The 24,563-nt window shown below is 66.7% G+C and carries 27 protein-coding genes and 1 riboswitch; of the genes, 12 read left to right on the forward strand and 15 right to left on the reverse strand.

The genetic code is table 11. The annotated features are described in order from the left end of the window. Nucleotides 1–19: 19 nt before the first annotated feature. From ACQ5DX_RS01515 to ACQ5DX_RS01540, 6 genes are all read right to left on the reverse strand, one after another. The gene (locus tag ACQ5DX_RS01515) at nucleotides 20–520 is read right to left on the reverse strand and encodes an Lrp/AsnC family transcriptional regulator (protein WP_430335514.1); all 501 of its coding nucleotides are present in this window, start codon (nucleotides 518–520) and stop codon (nucleotides 20–22) included. A gap of 74 nt (nucleotides 521–594) precedes the next feature. Next, nucleotides 595–1,644: an NAD(P)-dependent alcohol dehydrogenase gene (locus ACQ5DX_RS01520; protein ID WP_430330935.1), complete on the reverse strand. Its 1,050-nt coding sequence runs from the start codon at nucleotides 1,642–1,644 to the stop codon at nucleotides 595–597. 1 nt (nucleotide 1,645) lies between these two features. Continuing rightward, on the reverse strand, nucleotides 1,646–3,145 hold the full coding sequence (locus tag ACQ5DX_RS01525) for an APC family permease (protein WP_430330936.1): 1,500 nt from the start codon (nucleotides 3,143–3,145) through the stop codon (nucleotides 1,646–1,648). 142 nt (nucleotides 3,146–3,287) lie between these two features. Beyond that, nucleotides 3,288–4,472 carry an NAD(P)/FAD-dependent oxidoreductase gene (locus ACQ5DX_RS01530; protein ID WP_430330937.1) on the reverse strand — a complete coding sequence of 395 codons (1,185 nt, stop codon included), beginning with the start codon at nucleotides 4,470–4,472 and terminating at the stop codon, nucleotides 3,288–3,290. Nucleotides 4,473–4,477: 5 nt separating this feature from the next. Beyond that, the gene (locus ACQ5DX_RS01535; RefSeq protein WP_430330938.1) at nucleotides 4,478–4,672 is read right to left on the reverse strand and encodes a ferredoxin; all 195 of its coding nucleotides are present in this window, start codon (nucleotides 4,670–4,672) and stop codon (nucleotides 4,478–4,480) included. A 22-nt stretch (nucleotides 4,673–4,694) separates the two neighbouring features. Beyond that, nucleotides 4,695–5,795, reverse strand: a complete 1,101-nt coding sequence (locus ACQ5DX_RS01540) for an aromatic ring-hydroxylating oxygenase subunit alpha (RefSeq protein WP_430330939.1) — start codon at nucleotides 5,793–5,795, stop codon at nucleotides 4,695–4,697. A 204-nt stretch (nucleotides 5,796–5,999) separates the two neighbouring features. On the opposite strand from ACQ5DX_RS01540, the gene ACQ5DX_RS01545 reads away from it, so the two are divergent. From ACQ5DX_RS01545 to ACQ5DX_RS01555, 3 genes are all read left to right on the forward strand, one after another. Continuing rightward, nucleotides 6,000–6,371 carry a DMT family transporter gene (locus ACQ5DX_RS01545; RefSeq protein ID WP_430330940.1) on the forward strand — a complete coding sequence of 124 codons (372 nt, stop codon included), beginning with the start codon at nucleotides 6,000–6,002 and terminating at the stop codon, nucleotides 6,369–6,371. Continuing rightward, a complete protein-coding gene (locus ACQ5DX_RS01550; protein ID WP_430330941.1) occupies nucleotides 6,368–6,697 on the forward strand; it encodes a DMT family transporter in 330 nt (109 codons plus the stop codon). Before ACQ5DX_RS01545 ends, ACQ5DX_RS01550 begins: the two co-directional genes overlap by 4 nt. A 170-nt stretch (nucleotides 6,698–6,867) precedes the next feature. After that, nucleotides 6,868–7,659, forward strand: a complete 792-nt coding sequence (locus ACQ5DX_RS01555) for a 3-oxo-5-alpha-steroid 4-dehydrogenase (RefSeq protein ID WP_430330942.1) — start codon at nucleotides 6,868–6,870, stop codon at nucleotides 7,657–7,659. 14 nt (nucleotides 7,660–7,673) lie between these two features. Here ACQ5DX_RS01555 and ACQ5DX_RS01560 read toward each other — a convergent pair whose 3' ends face one another. Next, complete coding sequence (locus tag ACQ5DX_RS01560; protein ID WP_430330943.1) at nucleotides 7,674–8,036, reverse strand: hypothetical protein; 363 nt, start codon at nucleotides 8,034–8,036, stop codon at nucleotides 7,674–7,676. Nucleotides 8,037–8,243: 207 nt separating this feature from the next. Between ACQ5DX_RS01560 and ACQ5DX_RS01565 the strand changes: the two genes are divergently transcribed. Further along, nucleotides 8,244–9,197, forward strand: a complete 954-nt coding sequence (locus ACQ5DX_RS01565) for a helix-turn-helix domain-containing protein (RefSeq protein WP_430330944.1) — start codon at nucleotides 8,244–8,246, stop codon at nucleotides 9,195–9,197. 11 nt (nucleotides 9,198–9,208) lie between these two features. Here ACQ5DX_RS01565 and ACQ5DX_RS01570 read toward each other — a convergent pair whose 3' ends face one another. Genes ACQ5DX_RS01570 through ACQ5DX_RS01580 form a run of 3 tightly spaced genes read right to left on the reverse strand, consistent with a single transcriptional unit; the run spans nucleotide 9,209 to nucleotide 10,685 of the window. Continuing rightward, nucleotides 9,209–9,496: a SelT/SelW/SelH family protein gene (locus ACQ5DX_RS01570; protein WP_430330945.1), complete on the reverse strand. Its 288-nt coding sequence runs from the start codon at nucleotides 9,494–9,496 to the stop codon at nucleotides 9,209–9,211. Continuing rightward, nucleotides 9,493–10,125: a TetR/AcrR family transcriptional regulator gene (locus tag ACQ5DX_RS01575; RefSeq protein ID WP_430330946.1), complete on the reverse strand. Its 633-nt coding sequence runs from the start codon at nucleotides 10,123–10,125 to the stop codon at nucleotides 9,493–9,495. Before ACQ5DX_RS01575 ends, ACQ5DX_RS01570 begins: the two co-directional genes overlap by 4 nt. Then, nucleotides 10,122–10,685: a TetR/AcrR family transcriptional regulator gene (locus tag ACQ5DX_RS01580; protein ID WP_430330947.1), complete on the reverse strand. Its 564-nt coding sequence runs from the start codon at nucleotides 10,683–10,685 to the stop codon at nucleotides 10,122–10,124. Before ACQ5DX_RS01580 ends, ACQ5DX_RS01575 begins: the two co-directional genes overlap by 4 nt. Nucleotides 10,686–11,067: 382 nt before the next feature. Here ACQ5DX_RS01580 and ACQ5DX_RS01585 point away from each other — a divergent pair, with 382 nt between their 5' ends. The 8 genes from ACQ5DX_RS01585 (at nucleotide 11,068) to ACQ5DX_RS01620 (ending at nucleotide 19,144) form a co-directional block, all read left to right on the forward strand. Further along, entirely contained in the window at nucleotides 11,068–11,925 is an 858-nt protein-coding gene (locus tag ACQ5DX_RS01585) for an SDR family NAD(P)-dependent oxidoreductase (protein ID WP_430330948.1), read from the forward strand. A gap of 9 nt (nucleotides 11,926–11,934) precedes the next feature. Further along, nucleotides 11,935–12,768, forward strand: a complete 834-nt coding sequence (locus tag ACQ5DX_RS01590) for a mycofactocin-coupled SDR family oxidoreductase (RefSeq protein WP_430330949.1) — start codon at nucleotides 11,935–11,937, stop codon at nucleotides 12,766–12,768. 58 nt (nucleotides 12,769–12,826) lie between these two features. Continuing rightward, the gene (locus ACQ5DX_RS01595; protein WP_430330950.1) at nucleotides 12,827–14,089 is read left to right on the forward strand and encodes a PLP-dependent aminotransferase family protein; all 1,263 of its coding nucleotides are present in this window, start codon (nucleotides 12,827–12,829) and stop codon (nucleotides 14,087–14,089) included. 70 nt (nucleotides 14,090–14,159) lie between these two features. Then, on the forward strand, nucleotides 14,160–15,323 hold the full coding sequence (locus ACQ5DX_RS01600) for a sugar ABC transporter substrate-binding protein (protein ID WP_430330951.1): 1,164 nt from the start codon (nucleotides 14,160–14,162) through the stop codon (nucleotides 15,321–15,323). Between the two features lie 32 nt (nucleotides 15,324–15,355). Continuing rightward, nucleotides 15,356–16,867, forward strand: coding sequence for a sugar ABC transporter ATP-binding protein (locus ACQ5DX_RS01605; protein WP_430330952.1), 1,512 nt, complete (start codon nucleotides 15,356–15,358; stop codon nucleotides 16,865–16,867). Continuing rightward, nucleotides 16,830–17,861: an ABC transporter permease gene (locus ACQ5DX_RS01610; protein ID WP_430330953.1), complete on the forward strand. Its 1,032-nt coding sequence runs from the start codon at nucleotides 16,830–16,832 to the stop codon at nucleotides 17,859–17,861. The genes ACQ5DX_RS01605 and ACQ5DX_RS01610 overlap by 38 nt, the downstream gene beginning before the upstream one ends. A gap of 33 nt (nucleotides 17,862–17,894) precedes the next feature. Then, nucleotides 17,895–18,728, forward strand: a complete 834-nt coding sequence (locus tag ACQ5DX_RS01615; RefSeq protein WP_430330954.1) for a mycofactocin-coupled SDR family oxidoreductase — start codon at nucleotides 17,895–17,897, stop codon at nucleotides 18,726–18,728. After that, nucleotides 18,728–19,144 (forward strand): RidA family protein, encoded by a 417-nt coding sequence (locus ACQ5DX_RS01620; RefSeq protein WP_430330955.1) that lies wholly within the window; start codon nucleotides 18,728–18,730, stop codon nucleotides 19,142–19,144. Before ACQ5DX_RS01615 ends, ACQ5DX_RS01620 begins: the two co-directional genes overlap by 1 nt. A gap of 34 nt (nucleotides 19,145–19,178) precedes the next feature. On the opposite strand, the gene ACQ5DX_RS01625 is transcribed toward ACQ5DX_RS01620, so the two are convergent. The 5 genes from ACQ5DX_RS01625 to ACQ5DX_RS01645 all read right to left on the reverse strand — a co-directional run bounded on the left by ACQ5DX_RS01625 (nucleotide 19,179) and on the right by ACQ5DX_RS01645 (nucleotide 24,448). Beyond that, the gene (locus tag ACQ5DX_RS01625) at nucleotides 19,179–19,922 is read right to left on the reverse strand and encodes a (2Fe-2S) ferredoxin domain-containing protein (protein ID WP_430330956.1); all 744 of its coding nucleotides are present in this window, start codon (nucleotides 19,920–19,922) and stop codon (nucleotides 19,179–19,181) included. Continuing rightward, complete coding sequence (locus ACQ5DX_RS01630; RefSeq protein WP_430330957.1) at nucleotides 19,919–20,731, reverse strand: ABC transporter ATP-binding protein; 813 nt, start codon at nucleotides 20,729–20,731, stop codon at nucleotides 19,919–19,921. Before ACQ5DX_RS01630 ends, ACQ5DX_RS01625 begins: the two co-directional genes overlap by 4 nt. Further along, nucleotides 20,728–21,786, reverse strand: coding sequence for a FecCD family ABC transporter permease (locus ACQ5DX_RS01635; RefSeq protein ID WP_430330958.1), 1,059 nt, complete (start codon nucleotides 21,784–21,786; stop codon nucleotides 20,728–20,730). Before ACQ5DX_RS01635 ends, ACQ5DX_RS01630 begins: the two co-directional genes overlap by 4 nt. Further along, a complete protein-coding gene (locus ACQ5DX_RS01640; protein ID WP_430335515.1) occupies nucleotides 21,783–22,742 on the reverse strand; it encodes an ABC transporter substrate-binding protein in 960 nt (319 codons plus the stop codon). Before ACQ5DX_RS01640 ends, ACQ5DX_RS01635 begins: the two co-directional genes overlap by 4 nt. 82 nt (nucleotides 22,743–22,824) lie before the next feature. Next, a riboswitch (cobalamin riboswitch) is annotated at nucleotides 22,825–23,009 on the reverse strand. An 11-nt stretch (nucleotides 23,010–23,020) separates the two neighbouring features. Continuing rightward, complete coding sequence (locus ACQ5DX_RS01645; RefSeq protein WP_430330959.1) at nucleotides 23,021–24,448, reverse strand: MDR family MFS transporter; 1,428 nt, start codon at nucleotides 24,446–24,448, stop codon at nucleotides 23,021–23,023. Nucleotides 24,449–24,563 lie beyond the last annotated feature (115 nt).

Genomic DNA, 24,563 nt, shown 5'->3' on the forward strand with positions numbered 1-24,563 from the left:
GGAGAGGAACGGCCGATCGTCAGGCCGGCGAGTACTCGTACGAGACCTTGTGCATCTTCAGCTCCATGAAGGTCTCGAACTCGCGCACGCCGCCGATCTCCGGAATCCGCTGGTGCAGTAGATCGTTCAAGTGATCGTTGTCCCGACACACCAGCTGCACATACACATCCGCATGCCCGATGCACGTGGACACGTAGGTGGCTTCTTCCCAGGCGGTCAACTCGGCGACCACGTGATCGTGGTGGCCCGGTTCGACGCGCACGAGCAGGAACGCGAGGACGCGGTAACCGAGTCGGAACGGGTCAGCGATGGCGACGATGTTGAGTACCCCGGATTCCTGCATCCGGCCCGTCCTGATCCGCACGGTGCCTTCCGAGACGCCGAGTTCGCGCGCGATCTGGCGATACGGCATGCGGCCGTCGCCCTGCAGCAGACGCAGGATGCCACGGTCGATGTCGTCGAGGCCCTCGACCGAGATCTCGGATCCGTTCATCGACTCCGCACTCCCCGTGATCGTCATCTTGCGCACCGGATCAGTCTATGTGTTACGCAATCATCATGGTCGGCGACTCGCGTCGACACGTTCCGCAATCCTCACGCGGTCGGCGTGAAGTCCTCGTCGGGAACCAGGACCGCACGTCCCCGCACCCGGCCGTGGTGCAGGTCGTCGAGCGCCTTCCGGAAGTCCGAGAACGGATACTTCACGGTGTGCAGGTGCACGCGGCCGTCGGCGGCGAGGGCCATGAGCTCCACCAGGTCGTTGTAGGTGCCGACCAGGTTGCCGATGAAGTTGATCTCGGTACTGATCACGTCGATCGTCGGGATGTCGAGATTGCCGCCGTAGCCGATCACGTAGTACGAGCCGGCCCGGCGCAGCATCGCCACCCCGGCGGCGATGGCGGTGCCTTCGCCGACGAAGTCCAGTACCGCCTCGGCGCCTGCGCCGTCCGTCAGTTCGAGGACGCGCTCGGCCTCGGTGCCGTCCGCGACCACGGTGACATCGGCCCCGATGTCCGCGGCCAGCTGCAGCGCCGCGGCCGACTGGTCGACGACGACGATCCGGGCCGCGGTCAGGGCCTTCAGCACCTGGATCCCGATGTGACCGAGCCCGCCGGCGCCGATGACGGCGACGGTCTGGCCGGGCCGGAGGATTTCGGCGGCCTTGCGGGCGGCGTGGTACGCGGTCAGCCCGGCATCGGCCAGTGCCGCGACGTCGGCGGGAGCGAGCGACGGGTCGAGCTTGACCACACTCCGGGCGGACGTCCGCAGGTACTCCGCCATGCCGCCCTCGGTGTCGATTCCGGGGAAGTCGGAGGCCGTGCAGTGCACGTCGTCGCCGCTGCGGCAGGCGTGGCACAGACCGCAGGTGGCCAGCGGATGGAGGATGACCTTGTCACCGACCACGACGTTCGTGACCGCGGATCCGATCTCGGTGACCGTACCGGCATTCTCGTGGCCGATCGTGTACGGCAACCGGACCCCACTCTTGTCCTGCCACTGGCCCTCGATGATGTGCAGATCGGTTCGGCACACGCCGGCGCCCTCGACCCGGACGATCACGTCGTGCGGGCCCTGCAGGGTGGGGGTGGGCACCTCGTCGAGCGTCGGCTGCTGGTCGTATTCGTGTACGCGGACTGCCTTCATGTCAGCTCCTGGTCTCGGTGGGTAGTTCGGTGCATTCGGTGGTGACTGTCGCGTCGCCGGTTGCGCCGTGGGAGGGATCCGGAAGCGGATCGGTGGGGTCTGGGTGGTCGTCGTCGCGGACGCGCCACTCGATGGTCGTCCTGTCCTGCACGCGCTGGCGGTAGTACCAGAGCACGCAGGCGAACATGAGAATGCCTATGCCGGTGACGGTTTCGCTGAGTCCGCCGTAGCCGGTGAGGCCGGGGTTGAGGATGCCGACACCGATTGCGAACGTGTTGATCGCGAAGAGGGTGCATGCGATCGCGATCCACGGCCGCGCCAGCCGGATCGGCCTGGGGATGTCGGGACGGTCCCTGCGCAGCAGCACGAAGGCACCTACCGCGAGCGTCACCGCGGTGAGATAGCCGAGGTTGCTCGCCAGCAGGATCGCGATCGGCTCGCCGAGCACGATCAGCACGAAGACGTTGATCAGCATGTCGGTGGTGAGAGCGCGACCGGGCACGCCGTACCTGTTGAGGACGCCGAGCTGTCTGATCGTCCCGCCGGACCGCGAGATCCCGTACAGCGAACGTCCGCCGTCGGCGGTTGCCGTCATCATCGCGATGATGAACGCGGCCATGACCGGCAGCTGTCCGAGCCATGAGTAGCTACCCAGGATCTTGTCGAACGCCAGACCGATGTAGTTCACCGGGTTGGCGCCGATGGTCTCTTCGCCGAGTGCGCCCACGACCACGTAGGGGACCACGAAGTAGATGCCCAGGATCATCGCCGCCGACGCGCGCAGCGCCCGTGAGGTGTCCTTGACGGGATCCTTGTACTCGGCAGCGAAACTCGCGCAGACCTCGGTGCCGTACGTCGTCCATGCCGTGATGTAGAACCAGACGACGATGATCTTCCAGTCGAGCGGCGAACTGGTGCCGGTCCAGGTGATTCGACTCATGTCGAAGTCGACGCCGGAGGACACGAACGGGCCGACGACCAGAACGAGCAGTCCGATGACGAGCAGCGCGCCGGTGACCCGAGCGACGCCGGCTGCGATCTTGACGCCGAAGTAGTTGAGCGCCCAGGCCGTCACGATCGAGCCGATCGCGATCAGGTAGGGAAGGCCGAGTTCGTGGCCGATCGGTAGCCGGACGGCGATGTGATTGTCGGGGAAGAAGGCCTGTTCGACGAGTGTGCCGAGCACGACGCCCTCGACGGAGAGGGACAGGGACCAGCCCATCCAGTACCCGAACGCGGCAATCGCGCCGAGCGGGGCGAAGTGGCGCTTCCAGCCCTCGTAGGCGTAGACGGAGATGCCCCCCGATTTGTTGGGGAACATCGCGGCCATCTCCGCGAAGAGGTGACTCTGGAGGAACGCCAGGGTGCAGGCGACTCCCCAGATCGCGATGGCAGTCCATCCGCCGATCGCGCCGACGGTGTAGCCGAGCGTGAGGAACAGGCCGATCGGCATGTTCAGTGCGAAGACCATTCCGTCACGCCAGGTGAGCGTGCGGACCATGGACTCACTGTGGGCTGCCGCATGGGCAGATGCTTGGCCGCGCTGTGGTGGCCGTGGTGAATCAGCTGAACTCACTGGATTTCCCTCCAGAGTTGCTGTTGCCGTGTCAGTCGGGTCAGGGGGCGGACGCCGCGCCGGGTCCTCAGGCGGTGGCGTCCTGCCATTCGGGAATGCTCCCTAGTTCGGTTCGATCTGCAATCCATTTGCGGCACTTGATCATCAGGCGGGGCTGGCTGACGATGCAGGCGCCGACGAGTCGGTTGTCGCGCGAGTAGAGGGCGGCGAGGTCGTCGGTCGCTCGGGAGAGGAATCGCACGTCGGCGTCACCCGTGGTGTCACCGACGATGTCGATTCGACGCCCGAACTGGTCCGACCACACGTAGCCGGCGGAATCGAGGGTCCGCTTCTCGTCCGCGATGAGGTTGTGAGCCACGATCCTGGCCTGCTCCGTCGCCGATGTCCAGTGTTCGTGGCGGTGCAGAACTCCGGCCGCGTCCGCCCAGCAGGCGGCGTCGCCGACGGCCCACACCCGGTGGCCCGCGCGTCCGGTCGCATCGCAGTGCACGCCGGCCGCGGAGGTGTCCAGGCCGGACCCGTCCAACCATTCGACGTTCGGCACCGCGCCGACGCCGACGACGACGAGATCGCAGTCGATGCCGTGTCCGTCGTCGAGGACGACACGGTCGATCCGGTCGGTTCCTTCGAGGGCCGCCACCGACCGTCCGCAGATGAGGCGGACCCCGCGGTCTCGGGCGAGATCGCCGAGGATCGGCGCGACCGAGGCGCCGAGGTTCCGGGAGAGGGGGATCTCGGCGACCTCGACGACGGTGACGTCGACGCCCGACGTGCGCGCCGATGCCGCGACCTCGAGTCCGATGAACCCGCCACCGATCACGACCAGGTGGCGGCACGACTGCAGTCGGTCCCGCAGGAGGTGGGCGTCGGCGAGGGTGCGCAGGGTGAAGACCCCGTCGGGAGCCTGCGGGAACGGGTTCCGGGGACGGGCGCCGGTCGCGATCACGAGGTCGTCGAACTCGATGTCGCCCAGCGTCGTCCGGAGGGATCCGCGCTGCGGGTCGAGGTGCAATGCCCGCTCGCCGAGGCGGAGTTCGATCCCGTTGTCGGAATACCAGGAGGCGGGGTGGAACGCCAGGCTCTCGGCGGACTCGCCCGCCGTCAGTGCCGACTTGGACAGCGGGGGACGGTCGTAGGGGAGGTCGGCCTCGTCGCCGACAATGGTGATTGCGCCGTCGAATCCCTTGTTGCGCAATCCTTCTGCTGTGCGTACACCGGCGAGGGATGCGCCGGCGATCACGATGCTCGTCATTCGACTCACATCTCCAAGCGGAGCGCTGCGGCCGGACAGGACCGCACGCCCTCCTCGACCTCGGCGAGCGCCTCGGCCGAGACTTCCTGGATCAGAAGCGCGACCTTGCCGTCGTCCCCGAGGTCGAACGCGTCGGGGGAGGTCACCACGCAGTTCGCGTACCCCTGGCACTTGTTCAGATCAACCTTGATTGTGGCCATCTCGAGTCCTTCGAATGTCGGGTCAGGACGACAGCGCGGTCACCGCGGTGCGCATGAAGCTCTGCAGCGGGCTCTCGCTGTCGAGCAGGAGGCGACCGGCGGGCACGCGGCCGGAGTTGTAGCCGATCTGCTGGATGTCGGTGGCGCGCTTGTCCTCGATCAACGTGCGGTCCCACATGTCCAGCCACTCCTTGACCACCAGGGGGTCGGCGCCAGGCTTGGCGTACATGTCCACGAAGGCCCAGCACTTCTCGGGAGAGACCGGCTGGACGCTGCCGACGAATCCGACGTAGTCGTCGAGCGCGAAGAACGACGAGGGGAAGGTGAACGCGAACCGGAAGCCCTTCAGCCCCGTGGGGTCGACGCTGGACGGCAGCCACTTGATGGGCCCCTGGTGCCAGATCGTGTTCGCGTCCGAATCGATCGCGTAGTCGTCGGGATTGGTGTGGTAGGTCTTGCCGAAGCTGGTGTTGTGCAGCGTCGGGCAGTGGTAGCACTCGACGGCGTTCTCCGCCCAGAGCTTCCAGTTGCACTCCATGTCGTACTCGTAGCGCACCTGGAACTCGTACTCGCGCAGATCCGTGTTGATCTCCGCGGCTCGCTCCTGGATGCCCGCGGTCACCGACGACAGCGGGGCGGCGGCGGGGTCGGGGTTCACAAACACCCACTGGTCCCAGCGCTCGACCGCGACGGGCTCGAGCGAGATGGTCGAGCAGTCGAAGTTGGGCTCACGCTGCGAGCGCGGTGCGGTCTTGAGCTGCCCGTCGAGGCCGTAGGTCCAACCGTGGTACGGGCACTGCAGGAGAGGCTTGTTGCCGTTCTCCTCCGCGATCGCGTGCAGTCGGTGCCTGCACACGTTGACGAATCCGCGCAGCTGCCCGTCCTTGCCGTGCGTGACGATGATCGGGACCGAGCCTGCGCGAGTGACGGCGTAGTCGCCGGGCTTCGCCACCGCGGATTCGTGGCAGGCGTACTGCCACGACTTCGCGAAGATCTTCTCCTGTTCGAGTCGATGAATCTCGGGTGCGAAGTAGAAGGGCGCCGGGAGGGTCTCTCCCGCGTCGAGTCGGGCGAGGATCTCGTCGGTCGACGGCAGCTCGTACTTGATCCGAACGTCTTCCATCTGAACCACCACTGGTCACAAGTCCTTTCGCTGTTGTTCAGCCGGGCATGTAATGCAGCTCACAGCCCGTTGCGTAACAGCATGCGGGCTTGGATACGCAAAGTCAACAGAAGGTGCGCGATTGCCTACGCAATGCGTTGCTGCCTTCGGATTCGTATGCGGGATGCGTTCCGCGGATGGCGGAACTCGATGTACTTTGTCGCCATGAGGTGGTGGCTGCTGGTGGGTGCGATCGTGAGCGAGGTCGTTGCGACGTTGTCGCTACGTGCGGCCACCGACCACCCGGCGTGGTACGTGCTGGTGGTGACGGGTTACGTCGCGTCGTTCGGGTTCCTGTCCGCAGTGCTGCGGCGCATGCCCGTCGGTGTTGCGTACGGAATCTGGGGTGCGTGTGGGATCACGATCACCGCGGTCGCGGCCGCGCTGATCTTCGGTGATCCGCTGACCGTCCTGATGGGCATCGGAATCGCCCTCGTCATCGCGGGCGTCCTGGTCGTCGAGTTGGGCGCCCAGGCGGCGGAGAAGTCGCAGGCCGACGTCGATGCCGCTGCGACGGTTCGGGAGTCGGTGCAGTGACCTGGCTTCTGCTCATCGCCGCCATCGCTGTCGAGGTGGCGGGAACCTTGTGCCTCAAGGCTTCCGACGGCGGTCGGCAACGGTGGTGGCTGCTGCCGACCGCGGTCTGCTACGTCGCCGCGTTCGGGCTCATCGCGGTCGTCCTGGGCCGCGGCGTGCCCGTCGGTGTCGTCTACGGGATCTGGGTCGCGTGCGGTGTCGCGCTGACGGCGATCCTGGGCCGGGTGATCTTCCGTGACCCCCTCACCTTGCGGATGGGTCTCGGCATCGCGCTCATCATCGCCGGCGTTCTCGCGATCGAACTCGGCGCCACGTCGGCTGCGTAGTCGAGCGGGCATCTGTTTCGGTCAAGCTCTGCATTGATGGACTGATGTCCAGAAAGCTGTCGACCTCGGCCGTCGCACCGTGGTAGAACATGTTCCAGTTTGCTGCTGGTTCGTGGCAGGTGTGGCCGAGATGGGCGTGCTGTGCCGACCACGCTCACCGAAGGATTTCGATGCATTGGTATACCGGTAACACCGTCTACGACACCGTCCTGACCTGCGCGTTCGCCTTCGCGGCGTTCGTGATCATCGGCGGGTTCTTTGCGCAGAGTTCGTACGGGCGCTTCTCGTCCACCAACCTCGGTTTCAACCTGAACCCGAAGCTCGGCTGGTGGCTCATGGAGATCCCCGCGACCGTCGTGTTCGCGATCTTCTATCTCACCGGCCCGAACCGGTTCGAGCCCACGTCGATGGTGCTGGCCGCGGTCTGGCTGCTGCACTACGCAAACCGGGGCTGGTTCTTCCCGCTGTCGATCCGGCAGGTCCCGGGCAAGCGCAGCACGTTCAACGTCTCCGTCATCGGTATGGGCATGCTGGTGACGTGCATGCACGGCTACCTCAACGGCGCCTTCTTCAGCCACGACTACATGCACCAGTACGACACCGAGTGGCTCACCGACCCGCGGTTCCTCGTCGGCCTGGTGATCTACCTTTGCGGCTTCGCGCTGCTCGTCAGCTCCGAGTCGATCGTCCGCAACCTCCGCGACAAGAACAACCCCGGCGCCACCGAGTACCGCATCCCGATGGGCGGCGGTTTCCGATTCGTCTCCAGCCCTGCATATCTCGGTGAGCTGATCGCCTGGGCCGGGTTCGCGCTGCTGACCTGGTCGCTCGCCGGTGTCGTCATCTTCCTCATCACCGCCGGCAACCTCATCCCGCGGGCGCTGGCGACGCACACGTGGTACCGGGAGAAGTTCGACGAGTATCCGACCGACCGGAAGGCGCTGATCCCCGGCGTGGTCTGAATCGGATCGGTGGCTCAGCGGAGGCGGAAGACCGGCAGGCCGTCCCGGTTCTGGGACGGTTCGGCCGCCACCCGCGTGGCCGGGGCGCACGCGTCGAAGGTGCAACCGGTGATCCACGCGCAGATCCAGGTGCCGCCCTCGAGTTCCACCACGGCAATCACTTCCGGAAACGATTCGTCGACCTGTCGACGGGGTGACGTCGGGAGTGTCGGCCGCGCCGAGACGATCGTTCCGGTGTCGAACGCGTAGGCCTCGACGAGGCGGGAGGCGTCCAGGTCGGGGTGGATCGGGTTGATCGGCGGCAGCAGCCTCCCCCCAGGCGCGTCGTAGCGGCAGTCAAACCCGATACGGCTGTGCGACGTGTGAGTCTCGAGCATCGAACTACTTCCCGTGACGGTCCGTTGTGCTTGCAACAACAATCATGGGGCAGGAACGGCTGCGGGATTTGCTTGTGAGTGCCACGTGGTTGTGTTTGAGTGTCAGAAGCACCTGAACGGCGCAGAACAGACCGGTTGTCTCGTTGTGGTGGAGCGACTCTCGATCTGTGGACACCGACAGCCACCGAGAAGTGTGAAGCAGTAGCGATGGAGGAGAACGAACTCAACCTCCGTCCGCCGACCGACACGCGCAGTGCGTCGGCGGAATCTGCGATCGCTTGGACCGATCTACTGCGCGAATGGTTCGTGTCCGTCGACATCCTGCCCGCCGAGCGCGACTCATGCCGCGGCCAGGTCGAACTGAAGAACCTCGGCCAACTCTCCGCCGCCGAGTTGACAGCCAGTGGACAGTCGGTGCTGCGGACGGGCCGCATGGCTTCAGCCGAGTCGACCCAACTGTTCCATGTCGGCCTGATCACGGAGGGCACTGGACAGTTGACCCAGGACGGTCGGACCTGTCGGCTCACGAAGGGCGACTTCGCGGTGTACGAGACCGCGCGTCCGTTCCGTTGGGATTTCCCGGGGAACTGGAACGTCACGGTGTTCACCTGGAACCGCGACCGTATCGAGTTGGCGGACGGCGAATCCGCGCGGCTCACCGCGCGGACGATGCGCGGCGACTCGGGACTGACCGGTCTCTTGTCGAGAATGCTGTCCGGGGTCGTCGAGCAGGACGTCGACGTCTCCGCGCAGAACGCGATGCGATTCGCCGACGAACTCGCGGCGCTCACCGTCACGGTCGGTCTCGAGCAATGCGCCGGTAATGCGGAGCAGCCGCAACCGGACCAACTGCTGCGGATCCTCGAGTTCATCGAGGACAACCTGTCGGATCCGCAGCTGGGCCCCCAGACCATCGCCTCCGAGTTCTACATCTCGACGCGCACCCTGCACCGCCTGTTCGCGGGCGAAGGTCACACCGTCGCACAGTGGATCCGTGGTCGCCGGCTGGACCGGTGCCGGCAGGCGTTGATCGCGCGTCCGACGGCCACGATCTCGGAGATCATCTCGCGTTTCGGGATCGCCGACCTGGCGGCGTTCAGTCGCGCCTTCACCGCCCGCTACGGCATGAGTCCCACCGCGTTCCGCGCCGTCGCCGCATGACTCCGGTCGGGCTATCCCCGGCGGTCGGCGTGGCCGAGGTCGCGGCCCGGGACGACAGCGTCGCGCACCAGCTTCTTGAGTGTCACGATGTCGGGAAAACCGCCGTCGCGCTTGCGATCCCAGACGAGCTCGTCACCGGCGGTGACCTGGAAGACGCCGCCGGTGCCGGGGATCAGAGCCACCTCGCCGAGGTCGGTGCCGAAGGTGCTGAGCAACTCCTGCGCCATCCACCCCGCCCGCAGCAGCCAGTTGCACTGGGTGCAGTACGTGATGGTGAGGCGGGCGGAGGAGGTTGTCATGAGTCCATGTTCGCAGACGCCGCGGAGTCGCTGATTCCGATCGCGTTCAGCCACAGAGTGGTCAGGTCTTCCGCGGCCTCGCTCAGGTCCGGTGCGTCGCCGAACACGAACCAGATATAGGCGCATCGCTCGGTCATCGCGCCGAGCATGGACGCCGTGGCGTCGATGTCGAGATCCTGGGCAATGAGCCCCTCGTCCTGCCAGCGGGCGAAGGCTCGTCGGGTCCGGCCGTGGTAGTACCGGCGTCTGTCGGTCAGTGCGCGACGGGCCTCCGGGCTGGACAGGGCGGCCTCACCGAGCACCTTCCAGAAGTCGGCGTTGCGTTGAAACGCTTCGAGATACAGGAGGTTGGTCTCCGCGATGCGGGCCCGCGGCTGGTCAGCTCCGCCGACCGGGGAGGACAACTCGCCGTAGACCTCGTCCTCGACCTCGACGATCAGATCCTTGAACAGTTCGTTCTTGTCCGTGAAATAGCGGTAGAACGTGCCCACGGAGACGCCGGCTTCGGTGGTGACATCCGCGACGCGGGTCTGGTGGAAGCCGCGATCAGAGAAGACGCGGCGGGCTGCGCGGAGGAGTGCACGGCGGGTTCGCATGCCTTGGCGGGTCATCGTCGTCTTGTCGCTCACTGTGCCTGGCCTTCGGTGCGAGAGGTGCGGAGCACGCGGCACCACAGGTCGGTGAGCTGGTCCACCGCGGAGTCGATCGCGGGCGTGCCCTCCTCGAGTACGAACCATTGGAAAGCACACTGCTCGGTCGTCGCAACGAGTGCGAGCGCGGCGACGTCGGCCGAGACGTGGGGAGCGACCAGGCCGGCGTCGACCCAGGTGCTGACGGTGTCCCGCACCTGCGCGGTGTAGACCTCTCGGCGTGCAGCGAGCATCCGGCTGATGCCGCGATTGCCGAGAGCCGCCTGCTCGACGCGCCGCCAGAAGGCCGCGTGGCTTCCGAACTGTTCGAGGTAGTGACGCGCATTCGCGCGCACCCATTCGTGGACGCCGTCGTGCGGGGACCACGGCGCGGGCATGATCGCGGCGTCCAGTTCGTCGAGCATTGCCTCGAAGACGAGTTCCTTCGAATCGAAGTACGTGTAGAAGCTTCCCGACGCGACCCCCGCGGCGTCCGTGATGTCGGTGATCCGCGTGTCGAAGAAGCCGCGCTCGATGAAGACGTCGCGAGCAGCCGTCACGATGAGAGTTCTCGTCGGCGTCGATCCTGTGGATTCGGCCGCACGGGAGCTGCGCTTGTTTTCCATTCCCCGCCCTGATTCTGCGCCCCGTATCGGGGCGTCGTCGGTTGCCGGAGCCCGATATTACTCGGCAGTCGCAGACTGGGCGCCGAGCCGGGTCGGGTGGACATGAGCGAGTATTCAGTGCCGATAGGGCCTCCGTTCGCCTGTCTCCAGGATGGGATAGTCCTCGAAGTTCGATGTTTAGCACAGTATTTCGAGGATCTGCGCACGATCCACTCGAATCGATCTGATCGTTGACAAGAGCTACGTCGAGGTGGATAGTCGCCTCACCTGAATGGTTCTTCAATCTGTTGAGTAGCTGGATGTGAGGGCGGTTCAATTGAGAGATCTAGAAGGCTCCATCGCGGTGGTGACGGGCGGCGCCCGCGGCATCGGCGCGGCAATCGCGAAGCGCCTGGCTGCGGCGGGCGCGGATATCGCAATCTGGGATGCGCCCGAGTGGACCGATCCACCACTCGGTTACCCACTGTCGGACCGCGGCGATCTCCGCGAGATCGAAGGCGAGATCCGCGGCCAGGGTCGCCGCGCACATGCAATCGCAGTCGATGTCCGTGATCCGGCGGCGGTCGATGCGGCGGTTGCCGAGACCGTGTCCGAACTGGGTGCGATCGACATCCTCGTGTGTGCCGCGGGGGTCCGAAGTGCGGTGCCGGCGTCCCGAATGACCGACGAGCAGTGGGACTCGGTGGTCGATGTCAATCTGCACGGCACCTATCACTGCGTTCGCTCCGCCCTCGCGCATCTGGAGTCGTCCGGTGCGGGCCGAGTGGTGATCGTGGCTTCCGAGGAAGGCCGGCGGGGCGCCGTAGGTCTGTCCCACTACGCGGCCGCGTCGTGGGGATTGATCGGACTTGCGAAGTCCCTGGCCCTCGAGTCGGCACAGTACGGACTCGCGGTCAACGTCATCACCCCCGGTCCGGTCGATACCGCGATGTCGCGCAGCATCGACTACTGGGCGTTGGTCCAGGCGGGTCGGACCGGTGCCGATCCCGTGGACGACGTGAGTGAAACCTCCGCACGGCGAGCGCTCGAGGCGGCCCACCCGAGTGGGGTCGCATACGTCGGAGTCGAGTCCGTTTGTGATGCAGCAATGTTCGCGATCGGAGCCGAGGGTCTCGACCTGACGGGTTCGGTTCTGGATGTCTCGGCCGGTCTGGCCGCGACGAATACGGCGTGAGGAGTGGTGATGAGGAGCTTCGAAGGACGGGTCGTGGTCGTGACCGGAGCCGGCAAAGGCCAGGGGCGATCGCATGCACTCTCGTTCGCGCAGCAGGGCGCGTCACTCGTGCTGTGCGACCTCGGACGCCAGATCCCGTGTGCGTCTCCGATGTCGACCCCGGAGCAGCTGGCCGAGACCGCGCGCATGGTCGAGTCGGTGGGAGCCCCGTGCATCACGATGCAGGCCGACACGCGTTCGAGTGCCGACATGAACAAGCTGGTCGGAGCTGCCCTCGAGCGGTTCGGAAAGGTCGACGTCTTCGTCGCCAACGCCGGGCTGGCCTCGTTCGGACCGCTCCGGGACATGCCGTATGACGTCTGGCGCGACGTCGTCGACGTCAATCTCACCGGCGTCGCCACCAGTATTCGCGCTGTCGTGCCGCACATGATCGAACGGGGCGCTGGGCGGATCATCGCCACGTCCTCGTCGGTCGCGCGGGAAGGTGGACCGAACAATGCCAACTACGCGGCGTCCAAGTGGGGAGTCATCGGATTCGTCAAGTCGCTGGCGATCGAACTGGCGCCGCACAACATCACGGTCAACGCTTTCTCCCCGATGTCGGTCTCGACGGACATGTGCCACAACCAGTTGACCTACCGGCTGTTCCGGCCCGACCTCTCCGAACCGACGACTGACGATGTGCGCGACGTGTTCGCCGGGCTCAACCCGATGGGGGTCCCGTGGCTCGAGGTGGCCGACGCGAGCGCGGCGGTCCTCTTCCTCGCCTCGGACGACGCGCGATACGTCACCGGCAACGCCTTCGACGTCGCGGCCGGGTGGAACGCCTTCCACGTTGCCTGATCGGCATCCGGATCAATCATCTCCCCAACTTCACTCTCACGACGCAGGAGTTTCTTCGATGACCATCGACCCGACGCATCTCCTTTCGGACCTGGCTCAGGACGGTCCGGCGCTGTTCTTCCCGGACCCACCGGCCGCGGTCACGTTCAATTTCGATCAGGGCATCGCGGCCGAGGAGACATTTCCGATCGAGGACTTCAAACAGATGATGAGCGATGTCCTCGACCGGGACGGCGGCCTCGCACTGGAGTACATCTCGTTCGACTACGACAAGTCGACCGACCAGATCGTCTACCTCCCCTCGTACATCGAGCTGATGCTCGGTCACACGGGACTGCGGGACGAGCTCGCCTCCTGGTTGGGAAGGACGCAGGGCATCACCGGCCTGGGAGCCGACAACTTCATCCTGACCTCCGGATCCGTTCAAGCGATTGCGCTGGCGGTCAACGCGTTCGTCAATCCGGGTGACGGTGTCCTCGTGGAAGCCGCGACCTTCCCGTATGCGATGCGCTTCATGCAGATGCGTGGTGCCGACATTCGCACCGTGGACATCGACCAGCACGGCCTCGTCGTCGAATCGCTGGAAGCGCGACTCGAGGAGTTCCACCGCGACGGCGTGAAACCCAATCTGCTGTATGTCATTCCGACGTTCCAGCTTCCGACGTGCGTCGTGATGCCGGAGGAACGCCGCCGCCGTCTGCTCGAAATCGCGGAGAAGTGGGAACTGATCGTCCTCGAGGATTCCATCTACGCCGACCTTCGTTACAGCGGGGATCCTGTGCCCTCCCTGCGAAGCATGGACACGTCAGGGCTGGTCATCCAGTCTCACGGGTTCTCGAAGGTTCTGGCGCCCGCGTTGCGTCTCGGCTGGATGTGCGCTTCCGAGAAGATGATCCACGCGCTGGCGTCGGTGCGCCAGGATCTCGGTGTCAGCCAGTGGATGTGTCGGATGATGGCCGACTACCTTGCCCAGGGCAAGCTCGATCCGCACATCGAGAGGGCCAATGCGGTCTACCGCCGCAAGCGTGACATCGCGGTGGCCGCAGTTCGCGCGCACTGCGGTGGTCTCGTCGACTTCGAGGTGCCCGACGGTGGCTTCTACCTCTGGCTGCGGATCGACGACTCGGTCGACTGGGACCGAGCTCAGAACGCGGCCGCAATGAGCGGTGTCTTCTGCCGGCCCGGGGAGAAGTTCCTCGGCAAGGAAGCAGGGCAGGGATATCTGCGTCTCGCTTACAGCCATGCCCCGGACCACGAGATCGAGCGCGGAATCAAGGCGCTCGGTGACGCCATCACATCCAACGTCCGGGTGACCACCTAGACCGTAGACAGTCGACGGTCCGCCCGGTGCGCTTCGGGCGCTGTTCGAAAACCGAGAGGAAGGGGATGACATGACGATATCGGCAATTCGTGGATCCGCGCGGCGTCGCCTGTCGAAGGTGGGTCTGGGCTTCATCGGTGCGATCGCCGCGAGTCTCGTGGTGGTCGGCTGCTCCGGCGCCACAGACGATTCCGCGACCGCGGCTGGCACCGATCCGGCGGGGAGCGCGTGGTTGGCGGACGCGGAAAGTGTCGCGCAGGCCGCGACCACGGTGCCTACCGTGATGCGCGCGGCGCAACTCGGGCCGGTGACGCCGCCGGCGAAGCACACGATCTTTTTCGTCGGCTGCGACCAGTCCATCCCGGGTTGCGTTGCGCAGGTGACGGGTGTCCAGGAGGCGGCTGCCGCCCTGGGATACACCGTGAAGATCTGTGATGCGAAGGCCGACGTCGCCTCGTTCCAGAACTGTATGAGCCAGGCGGTCAATGCCAAGCCCGACGTGATCGTCAACAACGCGCGACCCGCCGCGGACGCTGCCGAGGCATATGCGGATGCACATGCCGCCGGAATTCCGGTGATCGGTCAGTTCACCTCGGAGCTGCCGGATCCGGCCAAGGGGAACACCGTCGAGGTCGGCAACGTCTGTCGACAGGAAGGCGAGATGCTCGGCAACTTCATCGTCGCCGAGAGTGGAGGCAAGGCGGACGTCGCGGTGTTCGCCGACACCGTGTACGGGTGCAACGGGCAGCGGGCGGAGGGAATCCAGTCAGCACTCGACAAATGCGACACGTGCAAGTCGACGATCAAGCGGTTCTCCGCCGCCACAGCGCAGACGGACCTGCCTCCGGCACTCCAGGCGACCATCCAGTCGAATCCGAAGCTGAACTGGATCGTGGGGACCCCCGGATTCTCCGGGCTGATGGCATCGGACGCCGTCCGGCAGGCCGGCAGGGCGGACTCCATCTCGGTCGGCACGTTCGACGGCGACGAGCCGTCCCTCGCGCTGGTGCGCAAGGGCGACATCATCAAGGCCGACGTCGCGTCGGGTGTCTACGAGAACGGCTGGACCGTGGTCGATGCGGCGGCGCGCCTCGCAGCCGGCCAGAGCATCCCCGACGGGATCTCCAACCCGACCCAGCTGCTGATGACCGAACAGAGCGTCCCTCAGAGCGGAACCTACGAGGGTGCAACAGGTTTCCGTGAGCAGTTCAAGCAGCTGTGGGGTGTCGCATGAGAGTCGCTGTGATCGACGCGGGTGTGTGAGTGATGACCGCACTCGAACTGTCCGCCATTACCAAGACCTACCCGGGTCAACGTGCGCTCGACGACGTCGACTTCGTGGTCGCCGCCGGGGAGATCCACGCGCTACTGGGGCACAACGGCTCGGGCAAGTCGACCCTCATCAAGGTCATGTCGGGTTACCACACGCCCGACTCGGGATCGGGGAGCTTCTCCGTGGCGGAGAACGCGATCAAGTTCGGTGACGTGGCCGGGATCAGAAACGCTGGAATGAGATTCATCCACCAGGACATCGGGATGATCGAGGGGCTGACGGTCCTCGAGAACCTGAGGCTCGGCGTCGGGAACTACGACGCCCGCCGCCTCGGGCGCATCAGGTGGGGGCGCGAGCGGGAACTGGCTCGGCGCAGCCTCGAGGAACTGGGGCTGGACCACATCGACCTCGACGCCCCGCTCGCGGACCTGTCCGCGGTGGAACGAACCGAGGTGGCGGTCGCCCGTGCACTCGGGGACCAGAGTGCGGTGACGGTTCTCGTCCTGGACGAGGCGACCGCCGCGATGCCCGCGGAACAGGTCGGCAATCTGTTCCGCCTGATTCGACGGCTCGTCGAACGCGGAGTCGGCGTCGTCTACGTGACCCACAGGCTCGAGGAAGTTCTGGAGATCGCAGACCGGGTCACCGTGCTGCGGGACGGCCAGGTGGTGCTGCGGTCGAGAGTCGCCGATCTGACCGGAGCGGAACTCGCGCGAGTCATCGCGGGAACCGAGCTGTCGCCGGTGCGAACTCGCACCGGGGCGAGCAAGAACATCGGCGAGACCCGTCTCGAGTTCGACGACGTCGTCGCGGGCCGGGAACTCAGGGGCGCCAGCTTCACGTTGCGGGCCGGCGAGGTGGTCGGGCTGGCCGGCCTCGCCGGATCCGGTGTGCACGAGGTGGTCCGATTGTTGCAGGGGAGCGTGCCCGTGTCGTCGGGCGAGGTCCGGGTCGAGGGGCGGGTGGTGCTGCGGTTCGGTCCGCGCCCGATGCGTGAGCGCGGGGTCGCGGTTCTGCCCGGAGAGCGACGTCTGAAGGCGATCTTCACGATGTCGGTGTCCGAGAATATGACGATCTCGAGGCTTACCCCGCTCTGGCGGCGCGGGATCCTCAGTCGGCGCGTCGAGACGAGAGAGGTGCTCGACGGGATCGATCGCTTCGACATCCGACCCCGGGACCCCAACCGCCCGATCGAACTCCTCAGTGGTGGCAACGCACAGAAGGTGTTCGTGCTCAGGGGCCTGCGGATCGAGCCGCGCGTGCTCGTTCTCGAGGAGCCCACTCATGGAGTCGACGTCGGAGGATCCGCCGAAATCCTTCGTGTCATAGCCGAATCGGCTGCACGTGACGGTGTTGCGGTTTTGCTCTGCTCGTCGGACACCGACGATCTCGCCGCAGCGTGTGACCGCGTACTCGTATTCCGGGACGGATGCGTCCGAGCCGAGCTACAGGAGGAGGAGATCACCCGTGAAAGAATCGTTGGACTCTGCTACGCCGCATCCTGATCTGACTGCGCCCGACATCGGCACGTCACGTGCCGGCCGTGTTTCCGTCAACTCGCTGGCATCGAAGTGGGCGGGCCCGCTGCTGCTACTCGTGATGATCGTCGGGTTCATGATCGCCTTGCCTGGCGTGTTCCTGACGAGCAGCAACCTCGTCGCGGTGGTGAACAACCAGGCGATAGCCGCGATCGTTGCCCTGGGCCTGCTGTTTCCCCTCGCGGCCGGCGTCTTCGACATCTCGATCGGTGGAGTGATCACGTTGTCGGTCATCTCTTCCGCGTCCATGTTCCAGGCGACCTCCGGCCGGATGCCGGTCGTCGCCGTCATTGTCGTCACGCTGCTGGTCGGGTCCCTCGCGGGCTTCGCCAACGGACTTCTCGTCGTCCGACTCCAGATCGACCCGTTCATCGTGACTCTCGGAACCGGCTCGGTCTTCGTGGGGATCTCCCAGCTCATCGCCAACGGTAAGGCGGTGTCGGAGAACATTCCGACGGAGTTCACCGACCTCGGACGCGGCGAGGTGCTCGGAATACCCAACCCCATCGTGGTCGTCGTAGTCCTGGCAGTCGTCGTCTACTACGTGCTCGAGCACACTCCGCTCGGTCGGATGATCTACGCGACCGGCGCCGGGAGAGAGGCTTCGCGGTTGGCGGGAGTCCCGACGGATCGCATTCTCTACCTCGCGTTCTGGGTCTCGGCCTTCTGTGCTGCGCTCGCAGGCCTGGTCTACACGGCACGCATCGGGACAGGGCAACCTGATGTCGGTGGTCAATACCTCTTGCCCTGTTATGCAGCGGCCTTCCTCGGTTCGACCATGATCAAGCCGGGGCGTTTCAACGTCGCGGGCCTGCTCGTCGGACTCGCGATCATCGCGGTCGGAATCAACGGCCTGCAACTCTGGGGAATCCCGTTCTGGGTGATCTCGACATTCCAGGGCGGAGCACTCGTCCTGGCCGTGGTCCTCACCAAGATCCGCAAGACCTCCAAGTCGGTGTGACTCGGAGGGCGGAACGCAGACAAGGAGAACGCCATGCTCGATCTGGCTGGCAAGGTTGCATTCGTTACGGGAGCCGCACGCGGGCAAGGACGTTCGCATGCGCTCGCCCTCGCGCAAGCAGGCGTGGACGTCGTGGTGACGGACATCTGCGGCGATGTGTCCTCTATCCGATACCCTCTCGCCACCCCCGACGACCTCCAGGAGACCGCCCGTTTGGTCAAGGACCTCGGCCGTGAGTGCCTGCCGTTCGTCGTCGACGTGCGGGACGGCGATGCGCTCGACGCCACCGTCGCCGAAGCGGTGGACCGCCTCGGCTCACTCGATATCTGCATCGCGAACGCGGGCGTTTGTGGGCACGGGAAGTTCTGGGAGATAACAGATTCGATGTGGGACGACATGATCGGCATCGATCTGACCGGGGTGTTCAAAACCCTGCGGGCCGTGACGCCCACGATGGTGGCGCAGGGAAGTGGCCGGATCGTTGCGACTGCGTCGATGGGCGGCCGTATGGGCAACCCCAACCTTGCTCATTACGTCGCCGCGAAATGGGGTGTGATCGGATTGGTCAAAACGCTCGCGCTCGAGGTGGCGTCGTACGGAATCACCGTGAACGCAGTCTGCCCCGCGACAGTGGACACGCAGATGGTGCACAACGATTCGATGTACGAATTGTTCTGTCCCGGAATGGGTTCCCCGAGTCGTGGTGACGTCGAACCGATCTACGCCCAGTTGAGTCCGATGCGTGTTCCCTGGGTCGATCCCCAGGACGTCACGGACGCGGTTCTGTATCTGGTGTCGGAGCGGGCGCGCTACGTCACGGGATCGACCTTGGACGTCTGCACGGGTGCGACGGCAGGAATGCCCTGATGGCAATTCCGGCTGATGCTCAGCGAGCGGTCTACCGCGGATTCAACCCACCGCACCTCACCTTTCCGGGAATGTCGCAGGTCGTGCGATCGGGAGAACTCGTCGTGGTGTCCGGTCAAGTTGCACTCGGCGATGACGGTCACGTGGTCTCGGACGAACCACACGAGCAGGCCGAGCAGTGCTTCGCCAACCTCGAGGCGGCCCTGTGCCTCGCCGGCGCGACCGTGAGCGACGTCGTCAAACTGGTCTGCTATCTCACCGACGCCTCGCACTTCGGCGCCTACAGCTCCGCGCGGGCACGACGATTCGGTGACCTTGCACCCACGGGCACGACGGTCGTCGTGGCAGGCCTGCTGGACCCGGCGATGTTGATGGAAGTGGAGGCGTGGGCGGTGGTGCGGCCGTCCGAGCGATAGCAGACTACGGCTGTGATCGTGAACGGGCCGACGGTCAATGTGCGTGCAGACGCCGCGCCCCGGCCCACTCGACGACCGGCCGGCCCTCGACGAGGTGCTCGTCCACGAACCGCCCGACGCGGTCGGCGCGCAGTTCGGCGTACCAGGTGTTGTCCGGGTACACCGCGACGACCGGTGCCTGCGAGCACGGGAACATGCATCCGGTCTGGGTGACGAGGACGTCGTCGTCACCCAGTCCGCGCGCCTCGAGCGCGGCGTCCAGGGCCGCTGCGGTTTCCGGGCCGCCCCGGGCGGAGCAGCGCGGGCCCCGGCACACCAGCACGTGGCGGGCGAAGCCCGGCACCTCGTCCCAAGCGGGGGAGGTGAGCGGTGCAGTGGTGGTGCGGGCGGGCGCGGTCGGGCCCGTCAGCGCCGCGTCCAGCAGATCGGTGTAGGTCGCGGTGTCGGACAGCGGTGCCGCCAGCCGAACGTCCGGGGCGCCGGTTCCGTACTCGCGCAACCAGTGTCCGATCACACGGCGGAACCACGCGTCGATCTTGCGGTCGAGCACGGTCTGCGCGCTGACCACGACGACCTCGGTTGCGCCGGCGGCGGCCGCCTCGTCGAGGACGACCGCGATCGTCGGTCCGGATCCGCCGAGCACCGCGGTGCGGAAGACGGTGTCCGGGTGGCGCTTCCGCAGCGCGTCGAGTGCGCCGCCGAGTTGGTCGCGGGGGTCGTCACCGCGGTCGGTGGGCGCGGTGAGGATCACCCATCGACCAGATCGGATCGTGTTCATGACAAAGACCTTTCGGCGTCCTCGGCAGCGGCGCTGCACAGCACCACCATCGGACGCCCGGTTCGGGGATGTGGCTGCACGATCGCGTCGAGCCCGTAGACGTCGGCGAGCAGTTGCTCGGTGAGGACGGCCTCGGGTGCGCCCTCGGTGACGACGCGGCCGCGGTGAAGGACCACCAGGTGGTCGCAGTACATCGCCGCCAGGTTCAGGTCGTGCATCGCGGCCACGGTGGTGAGGCCGCGTCGGCGGATCAGGTCGAGGAGCTCGATCGACGCGGAGACGTCGAGGTGGTTGGTGGGCTCGTCGAGCAACAACACGCAGGGACGCTGCGCGAAGGCCCGTGCGAGTTGCGTCTTCTGCTTCTCGCCGCCGGACAGGCTCTGCCACAATCGGTGTCGTAGCTCGGTGATGCCCGCCATGGTGAGGCTCTCAGTGACCACGTCGGCGGTGCCGACGGCGGCCGGGCGGGCCCACCCGCCCCGGTGCGGGATCACCCCGAGTTCGACGATCTGCTCCACCGTCAGTTCCAGTTCGGTGGCCGAATGCTGTTCCACCAGTGCCACGGTCCGCGCGAACTCGCGCCGACGCATCTCCGCGGCGGGCTGGTCGTCGATCACCACGCGCCCACTGTCGGGGCGCGTGAGACGGGCGACCGCCGACAGCAGCGACGTCTTGCCGGAGCCGTTCGGGCCGATCAGCCCGGTGAACCGCCTCGACGGCGCACGGCAGGACACGGCGTCGAGGATCGTGGCGCCGCCCACCGACCAGGTGAGGTCCTCGACGCGGACCTCGGGGGAGTGGTGGCTCATCCGCGGGCTCCTCGGCGCCGGAGCAGCAGCACGAACACCGGCACCCCGACGACCGCGGTGACGATGCTGATCGGCAGCTCGCGACCCGGCATGATGGTGCGCGCCGCGATGTCGGCCCACACCAGCAACACGGCCCCCACGAGCGCGACAACCGGAAGTAGGCGAGCGTGCAACGGGCCGACGAGCATTCGCGCGGCGTGCGGCACCACGAGGCCGACGAATCCGATCACGCCGGCCTGCGCGACGAGGGCCGCGGTGCACAACGACGCCACTCCGTACAGCACCCAGCGGGATCGCTCGACGTGGGTGCCCAGGCTCGTGGCCGCACGCTCGCCGAACGCGAACGAGTCAAGTACCCGGCTGTGCGCGAGCATCACGGCGGTGGTCACCGCCACGACGGCGGCGATCATGACGAGACCGGACCACCGCACCCCCGCGACCGATCCGAGCGTCCACTGCAGGACGCGGTGTGCGGCGTCCCGGTCACCCAGCAGAACCAGCGCCGACGTCACGGCCGCCGCGAACTGGCCGACCGCGATCCCGGCGAGGACGAGACGTCCGGGCATGAGGGTTCCGGAACGGGACGTCGAGATGAGGAACACCAGCAGCAGGCTCGCCAGCGCGGCGAGGAACGCCGCCGCCGACACCGCACTCATGCCGAACAGACCGACCGTCCCGACCCCGGCGGTCAGCGCGAGGACCGCGCCGAGCGACGCGCCGCCCGACATGCCCAGCAGATACGGATCGGCGAGCGCATTGCCGGTCAGGGACTGCAGCACGGCACCGCACAGCGCCAGGCCGGCCCCGACGAGCGCCGCTGCGAGCACCCGCGGCATCCGCAGGTCGACCACGATGTGCGTGGTCAGCAGATCGGTGCCGGGGCCGATGCCGAGCCGTCCGGCGATCGATTCGACCACGGTGCCGATCGACAGGTCGGCCGCACCGATCGCGACGCCGGCCGCGCAGCTCACCACGAGCAGCGCGGCCAGCGCCACCGACCACCCGGTGGCGGTCGTCGCGGCCACCCGGGTGGGAACCCGGGTCGTCACGCTCATCCCCGGCCGCCGCCCAACTGATCATTGACCAGTGCCGCGCCCTCGATCAGGCGCGGGCCCGGGGTGCTCGCCGAGAACGGCACCACGACGAAGGCGTTGTCACGCACGGCCTTCAGATCCTTCAGCGCCGGATCGTTGCGGAGGTACTCCTTCTTGGCCTCGGCCGTGTCCCACGACGCGTCGGCCAGGACGATCACGTCCGGGTTCGCCTTCAGCACCGTCTCCCAGCTGCCGTCGGCCCACGCGCCGTCGAGCCCGGCGAAGACGTTGGTGCCGCCGACCGCGTCGATGATCAGCTGCGGGCCGCCGGCATTGCCTCCGACGTACGGGGTGTCGGTGTTGCTGTCGTACCAGAAGATGCTCTTGCCCTTCGCCAGCGCGGCCGACTCGATGCCGGCGAGCGTCTCGCGCATCTGCGAGACCACACCGTCGGCCTCGGATTCCCGGCCGAACAGGGTGCCGTAGTCGGTGATCTCCGTGGCGATCGAATCCCACGCGACCGGCGGACGCTTCGACTTGTCCTTGCAGCCGAAGGGCGAGACGTAGGTGGCGATGCCGAGTTCGTCGAACGACTCCTGCGAGCCGACGGCCTTCTCGTCGAACGCGCTCGAGTACGACGCGAACACCAGGTCCGGCTTGGTCTCGAGCAGTGCCTCGCGGCTGGGGTAGTCCTTCTCGTCCAGCGCCGGAACCTGCGCGTACGCCGCCTGCCACTGCGGGGCGACGGTGTCGTCGAGGTAGGCCGTACCGACCATCTGGCCCTGTGCACCGATCGACAGCGCCGACTCGGTGGCGCCCTGGTTGAGGGTGACGGCTCGCTCGGCCGGACCGTCGAGCGTGACGGTGCGGCCGCAGTTCTGCAGGGAGATCGACGCGGTGCCGTCCCCGGAATTCGACGACCCGCCACACGCGGTGAGGGTCAGTGCGGCAGCGACGGATAGCGCCGCGGAGGAGATGACTCGGCGAGAAACACGCGAACGAACTCGCGATGAAACAGGGGTGCGCAAAGCAACCCGCCTTCCATGACTCGTGGAAAACGTGCAGGTCTGCGTCACGGCCGGTCTCCTGGCTCGGCAGGGATAGCCGCCGACTACGCCTTCCCGGATGCGGATGCATCCAGTGGCTGGGGTCGAACCCCGAGTAGTCGACGTACCTGCCCACAGTGGCGAGTACCGCGCCGGTTTCCACCGGACTTCCCGTTCGCCGTGACGACAACGTGAGGATAGACGACGGACTACGCCGCGCTGTCCGCCTTGTCCGCTTCCCGGCCGCGCGGCATCAGGGCCGACGACACGGTCAGCAGCACCGCGACACCGACGATGCCGACGAAGACGAGGTGGATCGCCCCGGCGAGGTCGGTCGGATCGGGTTCGGCGGCGTCGCCGACGCGCGCGTTGACGAGCGCGCCGAACACGGCGACGCCGACGGCGCTGCCGATCGAGCGGGCGAACATGTTGGTCGATGTCACGACGCCGCGCTCGCTCCAATCGACACTGGACTGCGCCGCGATGAGCGTCGGGGTGGCGATCAGGCCCATGCCCGAGCCGATCACGAAGCACGTCGCGCCCACCTGCCACACCGGTGAGCTCTCCGCGAGCAGCAACAGCAGCGCCGACCCGGCCAGCACGAGCAGGCTGCCGAGCAGCGCGGTCGAGCGGAACCCGATCCGCAGATAAAGCCGACCCGCCTGCGACGCGGCGATGGGCCAGCCGATCGTGAGCACCGCGAGCGCGAAGCCCGCGACGAGGGCGCCGGTGCCGAGGACACCCTGGACGAACGTCGGGACGTACGACGTCAGGCCCATCAGGATCGCGCCGACCGACAGCGACGCGAGGCTGCTCGCGACGAGCACCCGGCGCGTCAACATGTGCAGCGGCAGGATCGGATCGGCGGCCCGCCGTTCGACGAGGAGGAACCCGAGCAGCAGCAGCGCGCCGACCACGAAGACACCGATTCCGGCGGGGGACGCCCAGGCCCACGCCTGCCCGCCCTCGAGCAGCCCGAGGATCATCAGTGCGGCGCCGCCGGTGAGCAGGACCGCGCCGGCGTAGTCGATCCGTTGCCGCCGGACGGTGGCCTGCTCCGCGAACTTGCGGTGCAGCATCCACGCGGCGAGCGCGCACAGGGGCAGGTTCACCAGGAAGATCCACCGCCACGACAGGTACTCGGAGAACAAGCCGCCGAGGGTCGGGCCCAGCACCGCCGAGACGCCCCACACGCTGGCGATGTAGCCCTGCACCTTGGCGCGCTCGGCGACGGTATAGATGTCGCCGGCGATCGTCAGGCTCATCGGCTGGACCGCGCCGGCGCCCAGGCCCTGGACCGCCCGGAACACGATCAGCGCCGGCATGCTCCACGCGATGCCGCACAGCAGCGATCCGACCGCGAACAGCGCGATGCCCAGCATCATGATCGGCTTGCGCCCGAACGTGTCGGCGAGCTTGCCGTAGATCGGCACCGAGACAGCCTGCGCCAGCAGGTAGATCGAGAACAGCCAGGGGAACTGGGTGAAACCGCCCAGGTCGCCGACGATCGTGAGCACCGCGGTCGCGATGATCGTGCTGTCGAGCGCGACCAGCGACGTGCTGAGCATCAGTGACAACAGGATCGGGCCGCGTTCGGACCGCAGTCCCACCGAATTCGTGACCGTGTCGGTCGTCATCCACCCTCCAGCCGATCGATCGTCGAGTCCGAAACAAAGCTAACGATCTTCGGTGGGGGCGTATTCCCGGCGATCGTGCACGTGCTGTGGGGTGCGCCGATTCGCCGGACCGATA

Origin of the sequence: Rhodococcus sp. ACT016, assembly GCF_050477185.1 — a bacterium.
In the GTDB taxonomy this organism is placed as follows: domain Bacteria; phylum Actinomycetota; class Actinomycetes; order Mycobacteriales; family Mycobacteriaceae; genus Prescottella.